A 15,601-nucleotide genomic window follows, 5' to 3' on the forward strand; every position below is an offset into this window, starting at 1 on the left:
ATGCAGTTTTTATTAGAATTCACTAGGCGTGTCGTCCAATTCCAGCACCATATTATACCAAGCAACATTTGCATGTTGGGAATCTGACAGTCCTTCTAGTTGATAGCCATGCTTTTTGTAATATGGAATCAATGATTCTAAACAAGTTAAGGTGATTCCTTTTCTGTTTTGAAGACGACATTGTTCTTCGAGGACTGACAGTAGTTTACTGCCAATCTGACAGTTTCTATAATCAGGAGCGACAGCTAAGCTCAGAATACTTTGGTAGCCACCAAAAGGCTGATTAGGACAAGTACTTTCAAAGAGATCGTCAGAGAGATAACGTTTAGAAATAATGGGCCCTACAACGTAGCCGATCGGACAATTCTTTTCATTTATAGCAACAATAAAACTGTCACTTATTGTATGTATTCGATTCATCATCGCAGTTTTGGATGCTGCTTCATCAGCTGTAAATCCTGCATTTTCAATCTGCATGATTCGATCAATATCCTCTTCTTTTGGTGGTCTGAAGAAAACGTTCATTCAATCACTCCCATCTTTATTCAAAAATAGTTTATCACATAATGATATATGACGTTTATATTTGATAGCGATAAAAATTTAGAGACTTAAAATTCCTAGTACAGAATCGTTGTCACACTTTCAATCAAATGAAACAAAAATAAGAATTAGTAGTTGTTAACTGAATGGGTTCTTATAAGAAAAAGTCAAATTAATGATAATAAATCGCAATTCTTAATTTTATTCTAACAAAATGACAATTTTCTTAGGTATTCATCACAAATCTATCACATTTCCAAGCTAAAGTTTGTTATTATCTGAAAATTTTCATCATTCAGATAAAAGCTTCTTCATTATGAGCAAATTTTTTATAGTTAGTTGATAGAAAACAGGACGACCGTATGTGTTTTCGATCCAAGTTACACGCCAATGCGTCTAATTTCTATATTTGCTGGTATGAAGAAGAGCGCAAAAAAAAATCCTTAAGTTACAGGGGACGAAATGGAGGATAACATGAAAAAAAGGAAAACAAGCTGGGCTCTCGTATTGCTAACAAGTCTGATGGTATTAGGTGCTTGTGGTAGTGGAGGCCAAGACCCAACAGATAGTTCGGGAGGGAATGTGTCAGGGGGAGCTAGTTCTGATCCTAATGTATTAGTGGTCGCATCAGGTGCGGATCCAGTGACATTAGATATCCATCAAACGAACGACCAAGCAACTACCAGGGTAGCAAGACAGATTTATGAAACACTGATCAAACAGACGAACGATCTTGAGTTAGTGCCAGGGTTAGCAACAGAGTGGGAAGAAATTGAAGAGAACCTTTATGAGTTCAAGTTGCGAGAAGATGTTGTCTTTCATAATGGGGAAGCGATGACAGCTTCTGATGTTGCCTACACCCTTCGACGGGCGGTTGACTCACCTTCGATCAGTCATATCATTGGTTCGATCGATCCTGATACGATCGAAGTGATCGATGATCATACGATCCATATCGGGACAAATGGTGCCTTCGGGCCTTTCTTGACTCATTTAGCACATCCTGCGGTTGGAATTTTGAGTGAGAAAGCTGTGGAAGAAGCTGGTGAAGATTATGGTATCAGCAGCGTTGTGGGAACGGGTCCCTTTGAATTTGTTGAATGGGCAACCGGTAGTCACGTGACGTTAGATCGATTTGACGATCACTGGGATGAGCCAGCGGGAATGGAAAGAATTGAGTTTCGGACAATTACAGATTCAAGTGTTCGTTTGATTGAACTAGAGTCAGGAACCGTCGATATTGTTTATGATATCGCTCCTTCTGATAATGAAAAGGTTGAAGAAAACGATGAATTGACTTTATTAGCGACAGAAAATTTAGGAACGGAATACTTAGGTTTCAACGTTCGAAATGATACACCATTGCAAGAAGTAGGGGTACGTCGCGCGATTGCCCATGCTATCGATGTCGAATCGATTATCCAAACGGTTCATATGGGGATCGGGACTCAAATGAGTGGACCGATCAACGAATTGGTTTTTGGATATAATGAAAACTTGGAAGCTACTCCTTATGACGTTGAATTAGCAAAAGAACTATTAGCAGAAGCTGGTTATCCAGATGGCGGGTTCTCCCTTTCGTTGTATGTCGGTGATAACAATCAAGAACGAATCCGTGTCTCGCAGGTTGTTTCCGCTGCTTTAGAAGAATTAGGTATCACTGTTGAGGTCAACCAAATGGAGTGGGGAGCATTTTTAGATGCTGCAGCAGCTGGTGAACCAGATATGTTCTTACTAGGTTGGACAACGATCACAACAGATGCTGACTATGGATTGTATCCACTGTTCCATTCAAGTAGCTTTGGCGAAGCTGGAAATCGTACGTTCTATCATAATGAACGGGTAGATGAATTACTTGATGCAGCTCGTAGCACTTCTGACCAAGAGGAACGCTTGGCCTATTATCACGAGGCGCAAGAGATTATCAATGATGAGATGCCATGGGTTTACTTACAAACCAGAGAAAATGTTTCAGGTATCCGCAACTGGGTGCAAGGGTTCGAACATCATCCAACTGGAAGTTACTTCTTAGATACGGTGTCAAAAAACTAAATTGGATTGAGAGTATAAAATAAAGAGCCGCAATGGCTCTTTATTTTGAGGAGATGAATAGATGTTCCAATATATTGTAAAACGAATTCTGTGGTTGTTTCCTATCCTGCTAGGCGTCTCTTTTATTGTATTTACGATTATGTATCTATCACCTGGAGACCCTGTAACGATGGTGTTGGGGGAAGGAGCGACTCCTGAACAATATGAGGCCATGCGTGTGCAAATGGGGCTTGACCGTAGTTTTATCGAACAATTTTTTCATTATATAAAAAATGTTGTTGTCGAATTTGATCTTGGGAGATCGTATGTTTCTGGCCGGGTGGTCATGGATGAAATCCTAGTCCGTTTGCCCAACACAATCAAATTATCAGTATGGAGTGTGTTATTTGCCTCGCTGATTGGTATTCCACTGGGAGTGATCTCTGCTTCGAGACCTTATTCCAAGGTTGATAATTTCGTGATGTTTCTTTCACTAGTTGGGGTTTCTATGCCAACCTTTTGGCAGGCACTCCTTTTAATTATTCTTTTTACTTCTACCCTGGGCTGGTTGCCAGCATCTGGTTTTGATACTTGGCAGCAAATGATCATGCCAGTATTTGCATTGGCTTCCTCATCAATTGGCACGATCGCCCGGATCACAAGGTCGAGTATGATGGACGTTTTAGACCAAGATTATATTCGTACGGCAAAAGCCAAAGGAGTAAATGGTTCAAAGGTGACGTTCCATCATGCCTTAAGAAATGCCTTGATTCCCGTAGTGACAGTCATTGGTTTGCAGTTTGGGGCTTTATTAGGTGGGGCTGTATTGACCGAGACTGTTTTTAGTATCAATGGGATCGGGACATTGATGGTGAATGCGATCCGTACAAGAGACACAATGATCGTCCAAGGCGGCGTTTTATTTATTGCATTTATTTTTACGATGGTTAATCTATGTGTCGATATTCTCTATGCATATATCGATCCGCGAATTAAAACCTCATATGATTAAGGGAGGAACTCATGTTTTTTAGAAAAAAGGCCATAGCGAAAACGCAAGCACTTGCAGGCGTACCAGAAGGATCGAAACAAGAGATTTGGCTTTCCTTAAAAGCAAATCGCCGAGCAATGTTTGGGTTACTATTTATCACGTTACTGACGATTACTGCGATTTTTGCAGACTTTATAGCTCCCTATGGCATGAGGGAGCAAAATCTAGCCAATGCATTGCAATTTCCAAGTCGTTCTCATTGGTTTGGGACAGATGACTTGGGACGTGACGTATTGTCTCGTTTGATTTACGGCACGAGAATATCGCTTACTGTAGGCGTTTGTGCGGTGTTACTGGCACTCTTTTTTGGTGGCATCTTAGGTGTCTTATCCGGTTATTTCAGAGGGTGGATCGATACGCTGATTATGCGTTTTTGTGACATCTTACTATCCATCCCTTCCATTTTGTTGGCAATCGCCATCGTGGCTTCTTTGGGATCCAGTCTGCCGAACATGATCTTGGCGATCGGGTTAGCGAATATCCCCATTTTTGCTCGTATTATTCGGGCAAGTGTGATGGCGGTCAAAGAGAAGCAATTTATTGAAGCTGGAAAAGCGCTGGGCGCAAATAATGGATTGCTGATTTTTAAACACATCTTGCCAAATATCCTTTCACCAGTCATCGTACATTCATCAATGGGCGTTGCCACAGCAATTTTATCTGCTGTTGGCTTAGGATTTATTGGCTTAGGTATGGAGGCTTCCGTTGCGGAATGGGGAACGATGTTAAATTTTGGACGAGGCTATATCCGAACACATCCCTACCTGACGATTTATCCAGGGATCGCGATCATGTTGACCATTTTATCCTTTAATTTGATCGGTGACGGAATCCGAGATGCTATCGATCCAAAGATGAGAGAGAGGTAAGCAGTTATGGACACGATCATGCGCGTCAAGAATCTACAAAAGTATTTTCCTGTGAAGAAGAAAAACTTTTTTGGGGTGGGAAAAGACTATGTGAAAGCAAATAAAGATCTTACGATCGATATATATGAAGGAGAAACATTAGGCATCGTCGGAGAAAGTGGCTGTGGAAAATCGACCTTTGGACGCACGATTATTCAGCTCCAACGACAAACCGGAGGCTCGACCCTTTACTATGGAGAGACGATCGAAGATTTCATGCCTCGTTACGTAAAAAAAGTCTATCAACAACTGCCACAAAAGATGAAACAGTTTACTGATTCTGTCAATGAGCTCCAGTCGATCGAATCAAAACTCGCTACCGATTCAGCTGCTGATGTAGAAGCAACAACGGAACGGTTGCGTCTAAAGAAAATCGCTTTTGAAAATGAATATGGCAATACCCTACGATTAGTCGGAGGCTTGATTTTGCATGATGATCTACAAAAGGTCAGTAAGCTTCTTTCGTCTCGTTACGAAGCTGCAGCAAAAGTCGCCGCTAGCAAGCGAGCGTTAACATTTAATCAGCAAAAACAAGCAATGAACGGGGCAGTGGATCAATCAGAGCTCATAAATTTGGAAAAAACGATCGCTGAACAACAAAATGACTTAGCAGCTATTGATAAGCAAGTCGCACAACTAAAAAAAGATGTCATGAACAAAAAAGATTTTTCATACTATGAAGAGCAGCTTGATTCTGGCATCGATCTAGCTGCTTTGACTCAAAAGGAATCAAGAGTTTTACGAAAAGACCTGCAAATTATCTTTCAGGACCCTTACTCCTCACTAGATCCACGGTTAACAGTGGGTGATATTATTGGAGAAGGTTTGTTGATACACAAATTTTTTGCTAGTAAAAAGGACCCAAACTATGAAACCTATATTCTTGATATCATGGAAAAATGCGGGTTAAAGAAAGAATTTATTCATCGCTATCCGCATCAATTTTCTGGTGGACAACGACAACGAATCGGGATTGCTCGTGCCTTAGCTTTAAAGCCCAAATTCATTGTTTGCGATGAAGCTGTTTCAGCGTTAGATGTTTCGATTCAGTCACAGATCATCAATTTGCTTCATGATTTGCGGGAAGAACTCAATTTGACTTACTTGTTTATCACCCATGATCTTGGAGTCGTAAAATTTATTTCTGATCGGATCGGTGTGATGTATTTTGGGCATCTTGTAGAATTAGCTTCAGCTGAGACGATTTTTTCTAACCCGATCCATCCGTACACACGGCAATTATTAAATGCCATTCCAACGCTAGACGAAGAGTATCGCCCATGGGCTCTTGATGAAACCCATCCTGATTTGGCATTCAACTATTCAAAAGAAACGGATGCTGATCCAGATTGGGTAGAAGTCGAGCCGAATCATTTTGTGAAGTGTACGCGAAAATAGTTTTTTTAGAACATAGAAATTGAAACATGGTTGATGAGTCAATCAATCGAACCATAAGCATGATACGATTGGTTTAATGGGAAAAAATCAAAAGGAGGTCCAGATGGATTTACTAGAAGTTGATAATCTGCATACGTATTTTGATACGAAACGGGGCACTGTCAAAGCTGTCAAAGGCGTTACTTTTTCATTAAAAAGAGGGAAGACATTAGGAATCGTTGGAGAAAGTGGGAGTGGCAAAAGTCAAACAGCCATGTCGATCCTTCAACTTTTTCAGCGAAATCAGTATATAGCGGAAGGGCAGATCCGTTTTGATGGAAAAAATATCCTCGAATTAAGCAAAAAAGAGCTTTTGAAAATTCGTGGAAACGATATTTCAATGATCTTTCAAGAGCCTATGACAAGTTTGAATCCGGTATTTACAATCAAAGCACAACTGACAGAAGCCTTGAAACTTCATCAGCACGTCGACAATAAGACGGCGACTTTACGGGCATATGAGCTGTTAGAAGCTGTCAAGATCACAGATCCTAAACGAGTAGCCAAGCAATATCCTCATCAGTTATCTGGAGGAATGAGTCAGCGGGTAATGATCGCAATGGCATTAGCCTGCAATCCGAAGCTATTGATTGCCGATGAACCGACTACCGCACTCGATGTGATCATCCAAGCAGAAATCCTTAAGTTAATGAATGAGTTAAAAGACAAGCTGGATACAAGTATTTTGTTTATTACCCATGATTTGGGTGTCATTAGTAAAATGGCCGATGATGTGATCGTGATGCATGGGGGAAAAATCGTCGAGAGTGCCCCAATCAATGAGATATTCAAAAATGCTTACCATCCGTACACAAGGCGCTTACTTGCTGCGTTTTTAAGAACCGACATTCGAAACAAAAAAACAGCGCCTGATGATTTTTACAGTAAGGAAAACAATGTCTTTGATTTCACCACATTTAAAACAGAAGAAACAGCGGACCCGGATTGGGTTCAGGTAGGAACAAATCATTTTGTCGCTGCCAGTTTGAGAAAAATCGATAACTAAATGAAGAAGTCGTAAAACAAAATGAATTAACTGCTTATCTCGGCTCTTCAGTATATAAGCTTGAAAGAGAATGATATAACTGAAAATTTAGATCTCTTCGACATTTAGTGTTGGTAGAGAAAGACACAACTGAAAATTTAGTCAAAACCAGTTAGGTATAGTGCTTAACTGGTTTTAACGTCGATACTAAAAAAGCTTTGAACGAAGTAAAATCTTGCTCGAAAATAAAGCAGGAAATGATATCATGCGTATAGTAAATTTCTCTCTTAAAAGTTTGCAAAATTGAGTTCAACAAGAGAATATTTTTTTTGAATCATGTTTCAGCACTATTAAACAATTGGATGATGGTGACACATCAACCAATTATTTAAGTAGCATTCATTTTGTGATTATTAATAATTGCATTTCGGATATGTTTACCCAAGAGGCAAAATCAGAATCCGTATACTGATTAAACTCTCAAAGATTCTACTCAATTACAGTCTTTTCAACGATCTCAAATACTAGGTGCTGCTGGAGTATATTTATGTTCTATTACAAGTATCGAATGAGAAATAGTATTGACTAGAATCATACAGTGAGGCACATTTTGCTCATTGAGCTTTTATTAAGTTAGAAGGTAGTTTATTCAAAAGGCAGGCCTGTCTTTTTTATCTTCTCAATAACTTTTAGGACTTCTGCATGGGAAGAATCATTTTTGAAAAAATAGAATAGGTTGCTTTAGTGGTAACTTGACTTTATGTTTTATTAAAAATGCAGCTTTCTTCTTGTACCAGGAGTAATGCCATATGTTTCTTTAAATTTTTGGTAAAAGAAATTAATATTCTCAAAGCCGACTTGCTGCGAAATATCAACGATATCCATGTCGGTTGAAAGTAAAAAACGATCTGCTGCCAAGATACGTTGATTGATTACAAGTTTTTTGTAAGAATAGCCGGTATGTTTTTTTAAAAGATTGGACAGATAATTGGGATTAAGGTTGAATTGTTCCGATAATTCTGCCAAAGTCAAATTTACGTAATTTTTCTCGATGTATTTCAAAATTGGAACAATCGGGCTCTTTCGATATTGATCGGAAAGATCCGTATAAGAATCTTGATAGATATTCACAAGATCCGAAATGATCAAACTCAACAATCCTTCACAAATGTCGGTATATGCTGTGGAACGATCAAACCATTCGCATAACAACTCTTTAAAAAAGAACTGTAGACGTGTCCTTGTTTCTGAAGCAAAATGAATAAATCGATCATGTTTCATTCCATGAGTGATGGCTTCAATAAAGAATGAAGTCAAAACGCTGTCCGAGGAAAAACGGTTGAAGAAATTTGCAGTTAAATAGTACTTGGGAATAATCAAATTAATGAGAATATCATCTTCGCCAAGCGGTTCAATCTTGTGAACAGTATTTGCATCCATCAGCAAAATTTGCCCTTCATACAGAAAATGTGGTTCATTGTTAATGATCTGCTGACATTTTCCAGCATACATATAATTAAATTCAATCCAATCATGACAGTGAATAGGGTAATTCTGAAAACGAGAATGTCGCTTTATAAAAAACGGCTGATCTTTAGTAATCATCTGTGAATCTGTCAGTTCCATACAAAGAACTTCTTGATCGTTAACAACTACTTTTTTAAAATCTGAATAGTCGGGTTTTAAATTGCCATCACGGTAAGCTTCTTCATGAGAAGAAACTTCACGGATCAAGTTGTCTAGCGCTAAATGGTCCATCGTTTTACTCCTTTTTTTCGATTTTAACAATCCGTTATCGAGTAGTCAAATCTGTGTTTTTGTTAAAAAGAAAGCGTTTATTGATATTCGCGTCAGTAGAATAATTTGCTATATTGAAATCAAGTTGAAATTGAAGGCGCTATCAAATCAACAATAAATGATTGGAAGGAAATATTATGAAAGAAAAAATCACAGGTTATTTCGATAAATTAAGTCCTTTTTTTGACAAATTAGGCAACAATGCTTATTTAAAATCGATCTCCGGTGCGATGATGGGGACACTAGGTCCTATTTTGATCGGCTCGATCGCTGTTTTACTTCTAGTATTACCTAATAGTCTTCCAGCACTTTCATTTTTAGCTGGTTTCGCAAATGTTTTTAGCAAACTAAATCAAATAACTATTGGCTCGATGGCTGTTTATGTCGTGGTATTAATGGCTTATCATTTAGTGAAAAATCTACGTCCGTCAGAAGATGGTATTTCCGCTGCTATTATCGCATTGCTTAGTTTCTTTATCATTACCCCTCTAGGTACAACGACGGACGAAGTCAGCGCGATTCCAGCTACTTGGCTAAGTGCACAAGGAGTATTTTCCGCAATGATCGTTGGTTTGCTAAGTGGAAGAGTATATATTTGGCTGAAAGACAAAGGCTGGACGATCAAAATGCCAGCAGGTGTACCTCCTATGGTAACAAAAGTATTTGAATCAATTTTGCCTACGGTTCTTATCAGTGTGCTCTTCATTGTATTAAATTCACTCTTTGAAGCAACCAGCTTCGGCAATATGCATCAGTTTGTTTACAGTATCATACAAGAACCGCTTCAAGGGATCGGAGGATCAATCAGTGCAGTCATTCTGATCTCACTGATTCAACAGGTTTTGTGGTTTTTCGGTATTCATGGAACAAATGTCGTTATGCCGATCGTTCAAGCCCTGTGGATGGCAATGGACGTCGAGAACTTAAACGCTGTTGCGGCAGGCCAAACACCGCCAAACATTACTGGCTATGCATTCTTTATGATCATAACTTGGAGCGGTATGGGCTTAGGATTAGCATTATTAATGCTGCGAGCGAAAAGCAAGCAGTATCGAGAAACAGGGAAAGTCGCAATTGTTCCAGCTCTTTTCGGAATCACTGAACCATTGATTTTTGGTACGCCTTTGGTATTAAACTTTAAATTAGCGGTACCATTCATTACCAATAATAGCATTGCTTTAATTTTAGCTTATGTTTTAACACGTTTTGGATTTGTCGCTCGTTTTACTGGTGTTACTGCCATTTTCGGTTTACCAATTGGGTTCCATGCAGCTGTTCAAGGGAAACTATCGATTATCATTCTACAGTTGTTCATTCAACTGATTTTGTCACCGATATTATGGTATCCGTGGTTTAAAAAGCTGGATAAAGAAACCTATCAATTGGAACAAGCCGCATTGAAGGAGAAAGTGTAAACTCGATGAAGAAAGCGGCTAGTGTCGCTTTCTTCTTTTTACATGTGGCACTAAAAGAGAAAAGAGGAGCACAATGAAGTATACCAATCCGATTATCAAAGGAGTTCATCCTGATCCGAGTATCTGTTTCGATGGGAAATCCTACTATATAGTCTGTTCAAGTTTTGAATTTTTTCCTTGTCTGCCGATTTTTGAAAGCCAGGATCTGCTCAATTGGCATTTTAAGCAGTATGCGATTGATTGTCCGGATCATATCAATCTGAAAGAAATCAGCAACTCGATGGGCCTTTTTGCCCCAACGATCCGCTTCTTTGAGGAAACATATTTTCTAGTATGTACAAATGTCACCCAAGGGAATTTCATCTGCCATACGAAAAACCTTGACCATGGTTGGTCTGATCCAATCTGGATCGATTGTCCTTTTGGGATCGATCCCTCAATTTCATTTATTGATGGCCGATTTTTCTTCCAACTTGCTGCATCAATGAAAGGGAAAAACAGCATTCTACAATTTGAAATCGATCCTTACAGCGGGAAAATGCTGACAGATCCGGTAGAAATCAGCCAAGGTTGCGGTGGACGCGACGCAGAAGCACCGCATCTATTCAAGAAAGACGAATGGTACTATCTTGTATTGGCAGAAGGTGGCACAAGAGAAGGCCATATGGTAACGATTCAAAGAAGCAAATCAATCAATGGTCCGTATGAAGGAGCTAATACGAATCCTATCCTCTCTAATAGAGATATCAAATCGAGGCTTCAAGCCGTAGGGCACGCAGATTTCTTTCAAGACAAAAAAGGTTCTTGGTGGCTGACAGCTCTTGCGACTAGGCCCAACCGTCATTTCACCCTGCTTGGTCGTGAAACGATTTTATTACCTGTAGAGTGGATAGATGGTTGGCCAGTTGTCAATCAGACAGGGAATGCATCGGTTGAAGTTGAAACAGATCGTTTTTCAAAAAGCGTTAAGCAGCGGAATGAACTAGTACCTTTTCTCTGCAAGAAGTTGCAGAGTGTACGTTTGCCAATTGATTATACGTATGATACTGATTTGATCATTGATAACTTACCGACTCGTTTAGGAACTTCTAAGGACGAGCCCATTGCCTTTTTGTCCTTATGTCAAGCTGATACTACCTGCTGCTTTGAAACCACTTTGATGGTCGACGAATGTCAGGAGGGGACTTTTGGTATAGCAATCTACAAGGATGACTTGCATTTTTGCCAATTTGGATTGCGAAAAACAAAACACCAAACAGAACTTTTTGGCAGGAAAAACATCTTTGATTTACTTCTGTATCGATCCAATAATTTAAAAGATAGAGAGCGGTTGACTCTGAAATTGTCTGGAGACAGCAACAGCTACCATCTGCTGATTTTAGATGAAACGAATACAGTAGTGTTCAAAGATCAAATCGCTGTACGTCATTTTACAAATGAATGTTCTGACTCAAAATTTACCGGTGTCCAGTTAGGAGTCTTTGCAGAAGCAGCTACAGGAAAGACTCGATTCATCACACCAGAACTAAGATATCAATAGAAAAAACTATGCGAGGAGTAATAATATGAAAAATCAAACACTGGTACAATTAGTCAACCAACTGACCTTAGACGAAAAAATCGGCCAATTGGTGCAGTTATCTGGAGAATTCTTTCACGGAAGCGATTTGTCTTTGGGTCCTCAGCAAAAACTTGGCATCGAACAACAAACCATCGATGTTGTCGGTTCGGTATTGAACGTCACAGGTGCCCAAGTAACTCGAAAGATTCAAACAGACTACTTAAGAAAAAGTCGACACAAAATCCCACTATTGTTCATGGCAGATATCATCTATGGATACCGAACAGTCTTTCCGATCCCTCTGGGATTGGGAGCAACATGGAATCCAGCATTGATTCAAAGCGCCTATCAAGCCGCAGCACAAGAAGCAAGAGCGGCTGGTGCACACGTAACATATGCACCAATGGTCGACTTAGTACGCGATGCTCGATGGGGGCGATGCTTGGAGTCGACAGGAGAGGATCCGCTGCTAAATGCTGATTTTGCGAAAGCAATGGTAGAAGGCATTCAGCAAGAAAAAGGGGGAACACTGCTCGGAATCGCTGCCTGTGTTAAACATTTTGCTGCTTATGGTGCAGCAGAAGGAGGACGAGATTATAATACAGTTGATATGAGCGAACGCAAACTGCGTCAAGACTACTTAAGCGGCTATAAAGCGGCTGTCGAGGCAGGATGCAAACTAGTCATGACTTCTTTTAACACGTATGATGGTATTCCCGCTACTGCTAATCAATTTTTGATCAAACAAATTTTAAGAGAAGAATGGCAGTTTGATGGAGTCGTTATTTCGGATTATGCAGCTGTTCAAGAATTAATTCCTCATGGGATTGCTACGGATGATCGAGAAGCGGCCAAATTAGCGATCGAAGCAACAAATGACATCGATATGAAAACCCGATGTTATGCGAAAGAGCTTCGTCCGCTGCTGGAAAGTGGTGCGATCGATCAGCGGTTGATCGATGACGCTGTGTATCATGTCTTGAAACTTAAAAAGGATTTAGGGCTGTTTGAAGATCCCTTCCGTGGCAGTTCAGAAGAAGCAGAAGCTCAAATACTCTTATCCGAAGAGAACCGGAAACTTGCACGAAAAGTTGCCTCCGAAGCGATCGTTTTATTGCAGAATAAGCAAGAGGTACTTCCTCTTACTCCAAAAAAAGAGAAAATATTACTCGTTGGTCCATATGGTGACAACCAAGCAATGATTGGTTTATGGGCAGTACACGGAAAAACAGAGGATGTCACAACATTAAAAACGGCGCTCCAAAATACAGTGTCGGAAAAATATGTTCATTACGAACCAGGTTGTCCGCTTTTAGAAGATGATTCTATACTTGGAGACTTTGGCTATACTGCCAGCGGCAATTCCTCATCAGCTGCACAGCAAGATCTTTGGCTGAAAGAAGCGTTGAAAGCTGGCACTGAGGCAGACATTATTCTTTTTGCTATGGGGGAACACAGTTTGCAAAGTGGGGAAGCTGGCAGTCGAACGGACCTTCATTTACCAGCTGTTCAAAGAGCTTTTATTAAAAAAATGACTGCTCTTGGTAAAAAAAATATCTTGATCAATTTCAGTGGTCGCCCACTGGTGTTAAAAGAAGAAACAAAACAAATGGATGCAATATTACAGGCATGGTTTCCTGGTACAGAAGGAGCACAAGCAATCGTTGACATACTTTTTGGGAAGGTCAATCCTTCTGGTCGTTTAAGTATGAGCTTCCCAGAAGATGTAGGGCAGCTGCCACTTTACTACAATCACTTCAATACTGGAAGACCATTGAACAGCAAGACACATACAGGACGTTTCGTTTCGAAGTATCTGGATTGCTCAAACGAGCCGCTCTTTCCATTTGGTTATGGGTTGAGTTTTGGGGAAGCATCATACCATTCGTTAAAATTGAGTGATTCAACCATGAATGAAACGTTGGAAGCTGAAATTACGATCCGCAACAATTCTGCTTACTCCAGATTGGAGACAGTCCAGCTTTATATCAGAGATCACGTTGGATCGGTAGTTAGGCCAGTGAAAGAATTAAAAAAATATAAAAAAATTTCGTTGTCTCCATACGAAGAAATAACCGTTTTGTTCACGATAACTAAAGAAGATCTTTTTTACTATCAAAAAGATCTGACTTTTGGCGTCGAACCTGGATTGTTTACTTTGTTTATTGGGAAAAATTCTGCAGAAGGTGAAGCAGCGACTTTCGAACTTCTATGAATATATGGTCATTTTCTGACACGAAACGCTTTCTGATCCTTTAACTACTTCTAACATTTCAAACAAGGTACTGTTTTCATTAGGTATTACCTTGTAAAAATATAGATCACGAGGAAAAATGAAAGATAAGACAGGGGAGAGTCGTAAAGCTACGCTTAATGTTTTAAGGCTTCTTATAATATGCTGATTCTGTGAGAAAGGGAAAGGAAACCCTAAAAATCTTTTTTTGACTTGCCTTAAAGTCCACTTCAAGAATTATACTGGAACTACCATTTTTGATGGGAAAAGAAAGGAGCAATTCAATGAACAAATGGACAAAAGGACTTTTTCTGACAATGCTTTTTCTAACAGGATGTAGCAGTGATTCAATGAATGACGAGCCAGACATTGGTACAACAGAAACAAGTACTAGTGACACCATTACGCAACAAATGAGAGAAACAGGGATTGATGGGGAGGCCGATATTTTGATCGCCTACTTCACAAGACCAGAAAATTTAGAGCATGAACCAGCAGTCGAAGCAGTTTCTGGAAGTAGCTTTAATGTAATCGATGACACCTTAGTAGGAGATGTCCAGGTGATAGCAGAAATGATTGCTGAACAGACCGGCGGTGCGTTGTTCTCGATTCAAACAGAAGTAGGTTACCCTAACGTTTACGATGAACATACAGCTTTTGCGACTAGAGAGGTGGAAGAAGATGCCCGACCAACGTTGATGACTGACGTTGCCGAAATGACTGAAGTGGATGTTCTCTTTATCGGCTTTCCCGTTTGGTGGACCCGTGCCCCAAGAGCCGTTTTAACATTTCTTGAAACCTATGATCTTACGGATAAACAAATCATTCCTTTTGCAACCCATGGGGGAAGTGGACTGACCAATAGTCAAAATGAACTTCAAACGTTGTATCCAGCGTATGACTTTCTTGAAGGCTTTGCAGCAAGAGCGGGAAGTGTTGAAGAGGCTGAACCGAATCTGTTGAATTGGCTCGATGAACTAGGATATTAGCAAAATTCAAGTTTAGTAGCCGTTTCTCAATTGGCTACATGTTCATGATGTACCACAAATCGAAATAATCATAATATAATTATGGTAAACTAGTGCGGTTGATTTATGAATCATTTGGGATGAGTTGATGGATTAGAAGCAAGAGCTTCCACTTATTCCCGAGAAGAGTCAATTTTTCCAATTTATTCGTTCTAGGTTGACTACAATCGTGTTATTTAGGATAAGAAAGGTAGATCATGACCAAAGAGACGATTAATAGAATCACACCAATAACCGACAATGGCAATACAGGACCATTCCACGGACGTTTGTTCAGCAACGCACGCACTCTAAAGATGAATACTCCAAGTCCGAGTAAAGCGATCGCTACACAAAATAAAAAAATTGATAAATTTAACATCATATTCCTCCAAATCATTGTATGAGGACTCATACCAAGATACTCATACATCCTACGCCAAAAGCCGTAAAAAGCAAGCAGCTGACAAAACTGTTCGTTTAAGCGAACAGTTTTTACATGTTGTTGACGAATCTTTTTACAATTCTGCAATTTCCTCCGCTTTTTTAGCTAGATTCGCTGGAACAGTGATTCTTTGTTATCATAAGAATTGATAAGGAGACTGGAGAGGGAGGTTCTCTTTTGTTTCGAAC

Annotated in this window: 12 protein-coding genes; 9 read left to right on the top strand and 3 right to left on the bottom strand. The window is 39.7% G+C overall.

The features are described 5' to 3' along the window. Positions 1-12: 12 nt before the first annotated feature. On the bottom strand, positions 13-525 hold the full coding sequence (locus ACTW1R_RS08065; RefSeq protein WP_074933957.1) for a GNAT family N-acetyltransferase: 513 nt from the start codon (positions 523-525) through the stop codon (positions 13-15). Between the two features lie 492 nt (positions 526-1,017). On the opposite strand from ACTW1R_RS08065, the gene ACTW1R_RS08070 reads away from it, so the two are divergent. From ACTW1R_RS08070 to ACTW1R_RS08090, 5 genes are all read left to right on the top strand, one after another. After that, positions 1,018-2,595: an ABC transporter substrate-binding protein gene (locus ACTW1R_RS08070; protein WP_015509666.1), complete on the top strand. Its 1,578-nt coding sequence runs from the start codon at positions 1,018-1,020 to the stop codon at positions 2,593-2,595. Between the two features lie 61 nt (positions 2,596-2,656). After that, complete coding sequence (locus ACTW1R_RS08075; RefSeq protein WP_015509667.1) at positions 2,657-3,586, top strand: ABC transporter permease; 930 nt, start codon at positions 2,657-2,659, stop codon at positions 3,584-3,586. An 11-nt stretch (positions 3,587-3,597) separates the two neighbouring features. Continuing rightward, positions 3,598-4,494, top strand: a complete 897-nt coding sequence (locus ACTW1R_RS08080; RefSeq protein WP_159161314.1) for an ABC transporter permease — start codon at positions 3,598-3,600, stop codon at positions 4,492-4,494. 6 nt (positions 4,495-4,500) lie between these two features. After that, positions 4,501-5,931 (top strand): ATP-binding cassette domain-containing protein, encoded by a 1,431-nt coding sequence (locus ACTW1R_RS08085; protein ID WP_271814888.1) that lies wholly within the window; start codon positions 4,501-4,503, stop codon positions 5,929-5,931. A gap of 103 nt (positions 5,932-6,034) precedes the next feature. Continuing rightward, positions 6,035-6,976, top strand: coding sequence for an ABC transporter ATP-binding protein (locus ACTW1R_RS08090; protein ID WP_015509670.1), 942 nt, complete (start codon positions 6,035-6,037; stop codon positions 6,974-6,976). Positions 6,977-7,723: 747 nt separating this feature from the next. On the opposite strand, the gene ACTW1R_RS08095 is transcribed toward ACTW1R_RS08090, so the two are convergent. Then, positions 7,724-8,713, bottom strand: a complete 990-nt coding sequence (locus tag ACTW1R_RS08095) for an AraC family transcriptional regulator (protein WP_159161316.1) — start codon at positions 8,711-8,713, stop codon at positions 7,724-7,726. A gap of 176 nt (positions 8,714-8,889) precedes the next feature. On the opposite strand from ACTW1R_RS08095, the gene ACTW1R_RS08100 reads away from it, so the two are divergent. From ACTW1R_RS08100 to ACTW1R_RS08115, 4 genes are all read left to right on the top strand, one after another. Further along, positions 8,890-10,167 (top strand): PTS sugar transporter subunit IIC, encoded by a 1,278-nt coding sequence (locus ACTW1R_RS08100; RefSeq protein ID WP_159161317.1) that lies wholly within the window; start codon positions 8,890-8,892, stop codon positions 10,165-10,167. A gap of 73 nt (positions 10,168-10,240) precedes the next feature. Continuing rightward, positions 10,241-11,707 carry a glycoside hydrolase family 43 protein gene (locus ACTW1R_RS08105; RefSeq protein ID WP_167821856.1) on the top strand — a complete coding sequence of 489 codons (1,467 nt, stop codon included), beginning with the start codon at positions 10,241-10,243 and terminating at the stop codon, positions 11,705-11,707. Further along, the gene (gene bglX / locus ACTW1R_RS08110; protein WP_271814904.1) at positions 11,700-13,943 is read left to right on the top strand and encodes a beta-glucosidase BglX; all 2,244 of its coding nucleotides are present in this window, start codon (positions 11,700-11,702) and stop codon (positions 13,941-13,943) included. The genes ACTW1R_RS08105 and bglX overlap by 8 nt, the downstream gene beginning before the upstream one ends. 302 nt (positions 13,944-14,245) lie before the next feature. Beyond that, a complete protein-coding gene (locus ACTW1R_RS08115) occupies positions 14,246-14,950 on the top strand; it encodes a flavodoxin (RefSeq protein WP_271814893.1) in 705 nt (234 codons plus the stop codon). A gap of 211 nt (positions 14,951-15,161) precedes the next feature. Here ACTW1R_RS08115 and ACTW1R_RS08120 read toward each other — a convergent pair whose 3' ends face one another. Continuing rightward, a complete protein-coding gene (locus ACTW1R_RS08120) occupies positions 15,162-15,350 on the bottom strand; it encodes a hypothetical protein (RefSeq protein ID WP_185939944.1) in 189 nt (62 codons plus the stop codon). Positions 15,351-15,601 lie beyond the last annotated feature (251 nt).

This window comes from Enterococcus sp. R12, from assembly GCF_058135755.1.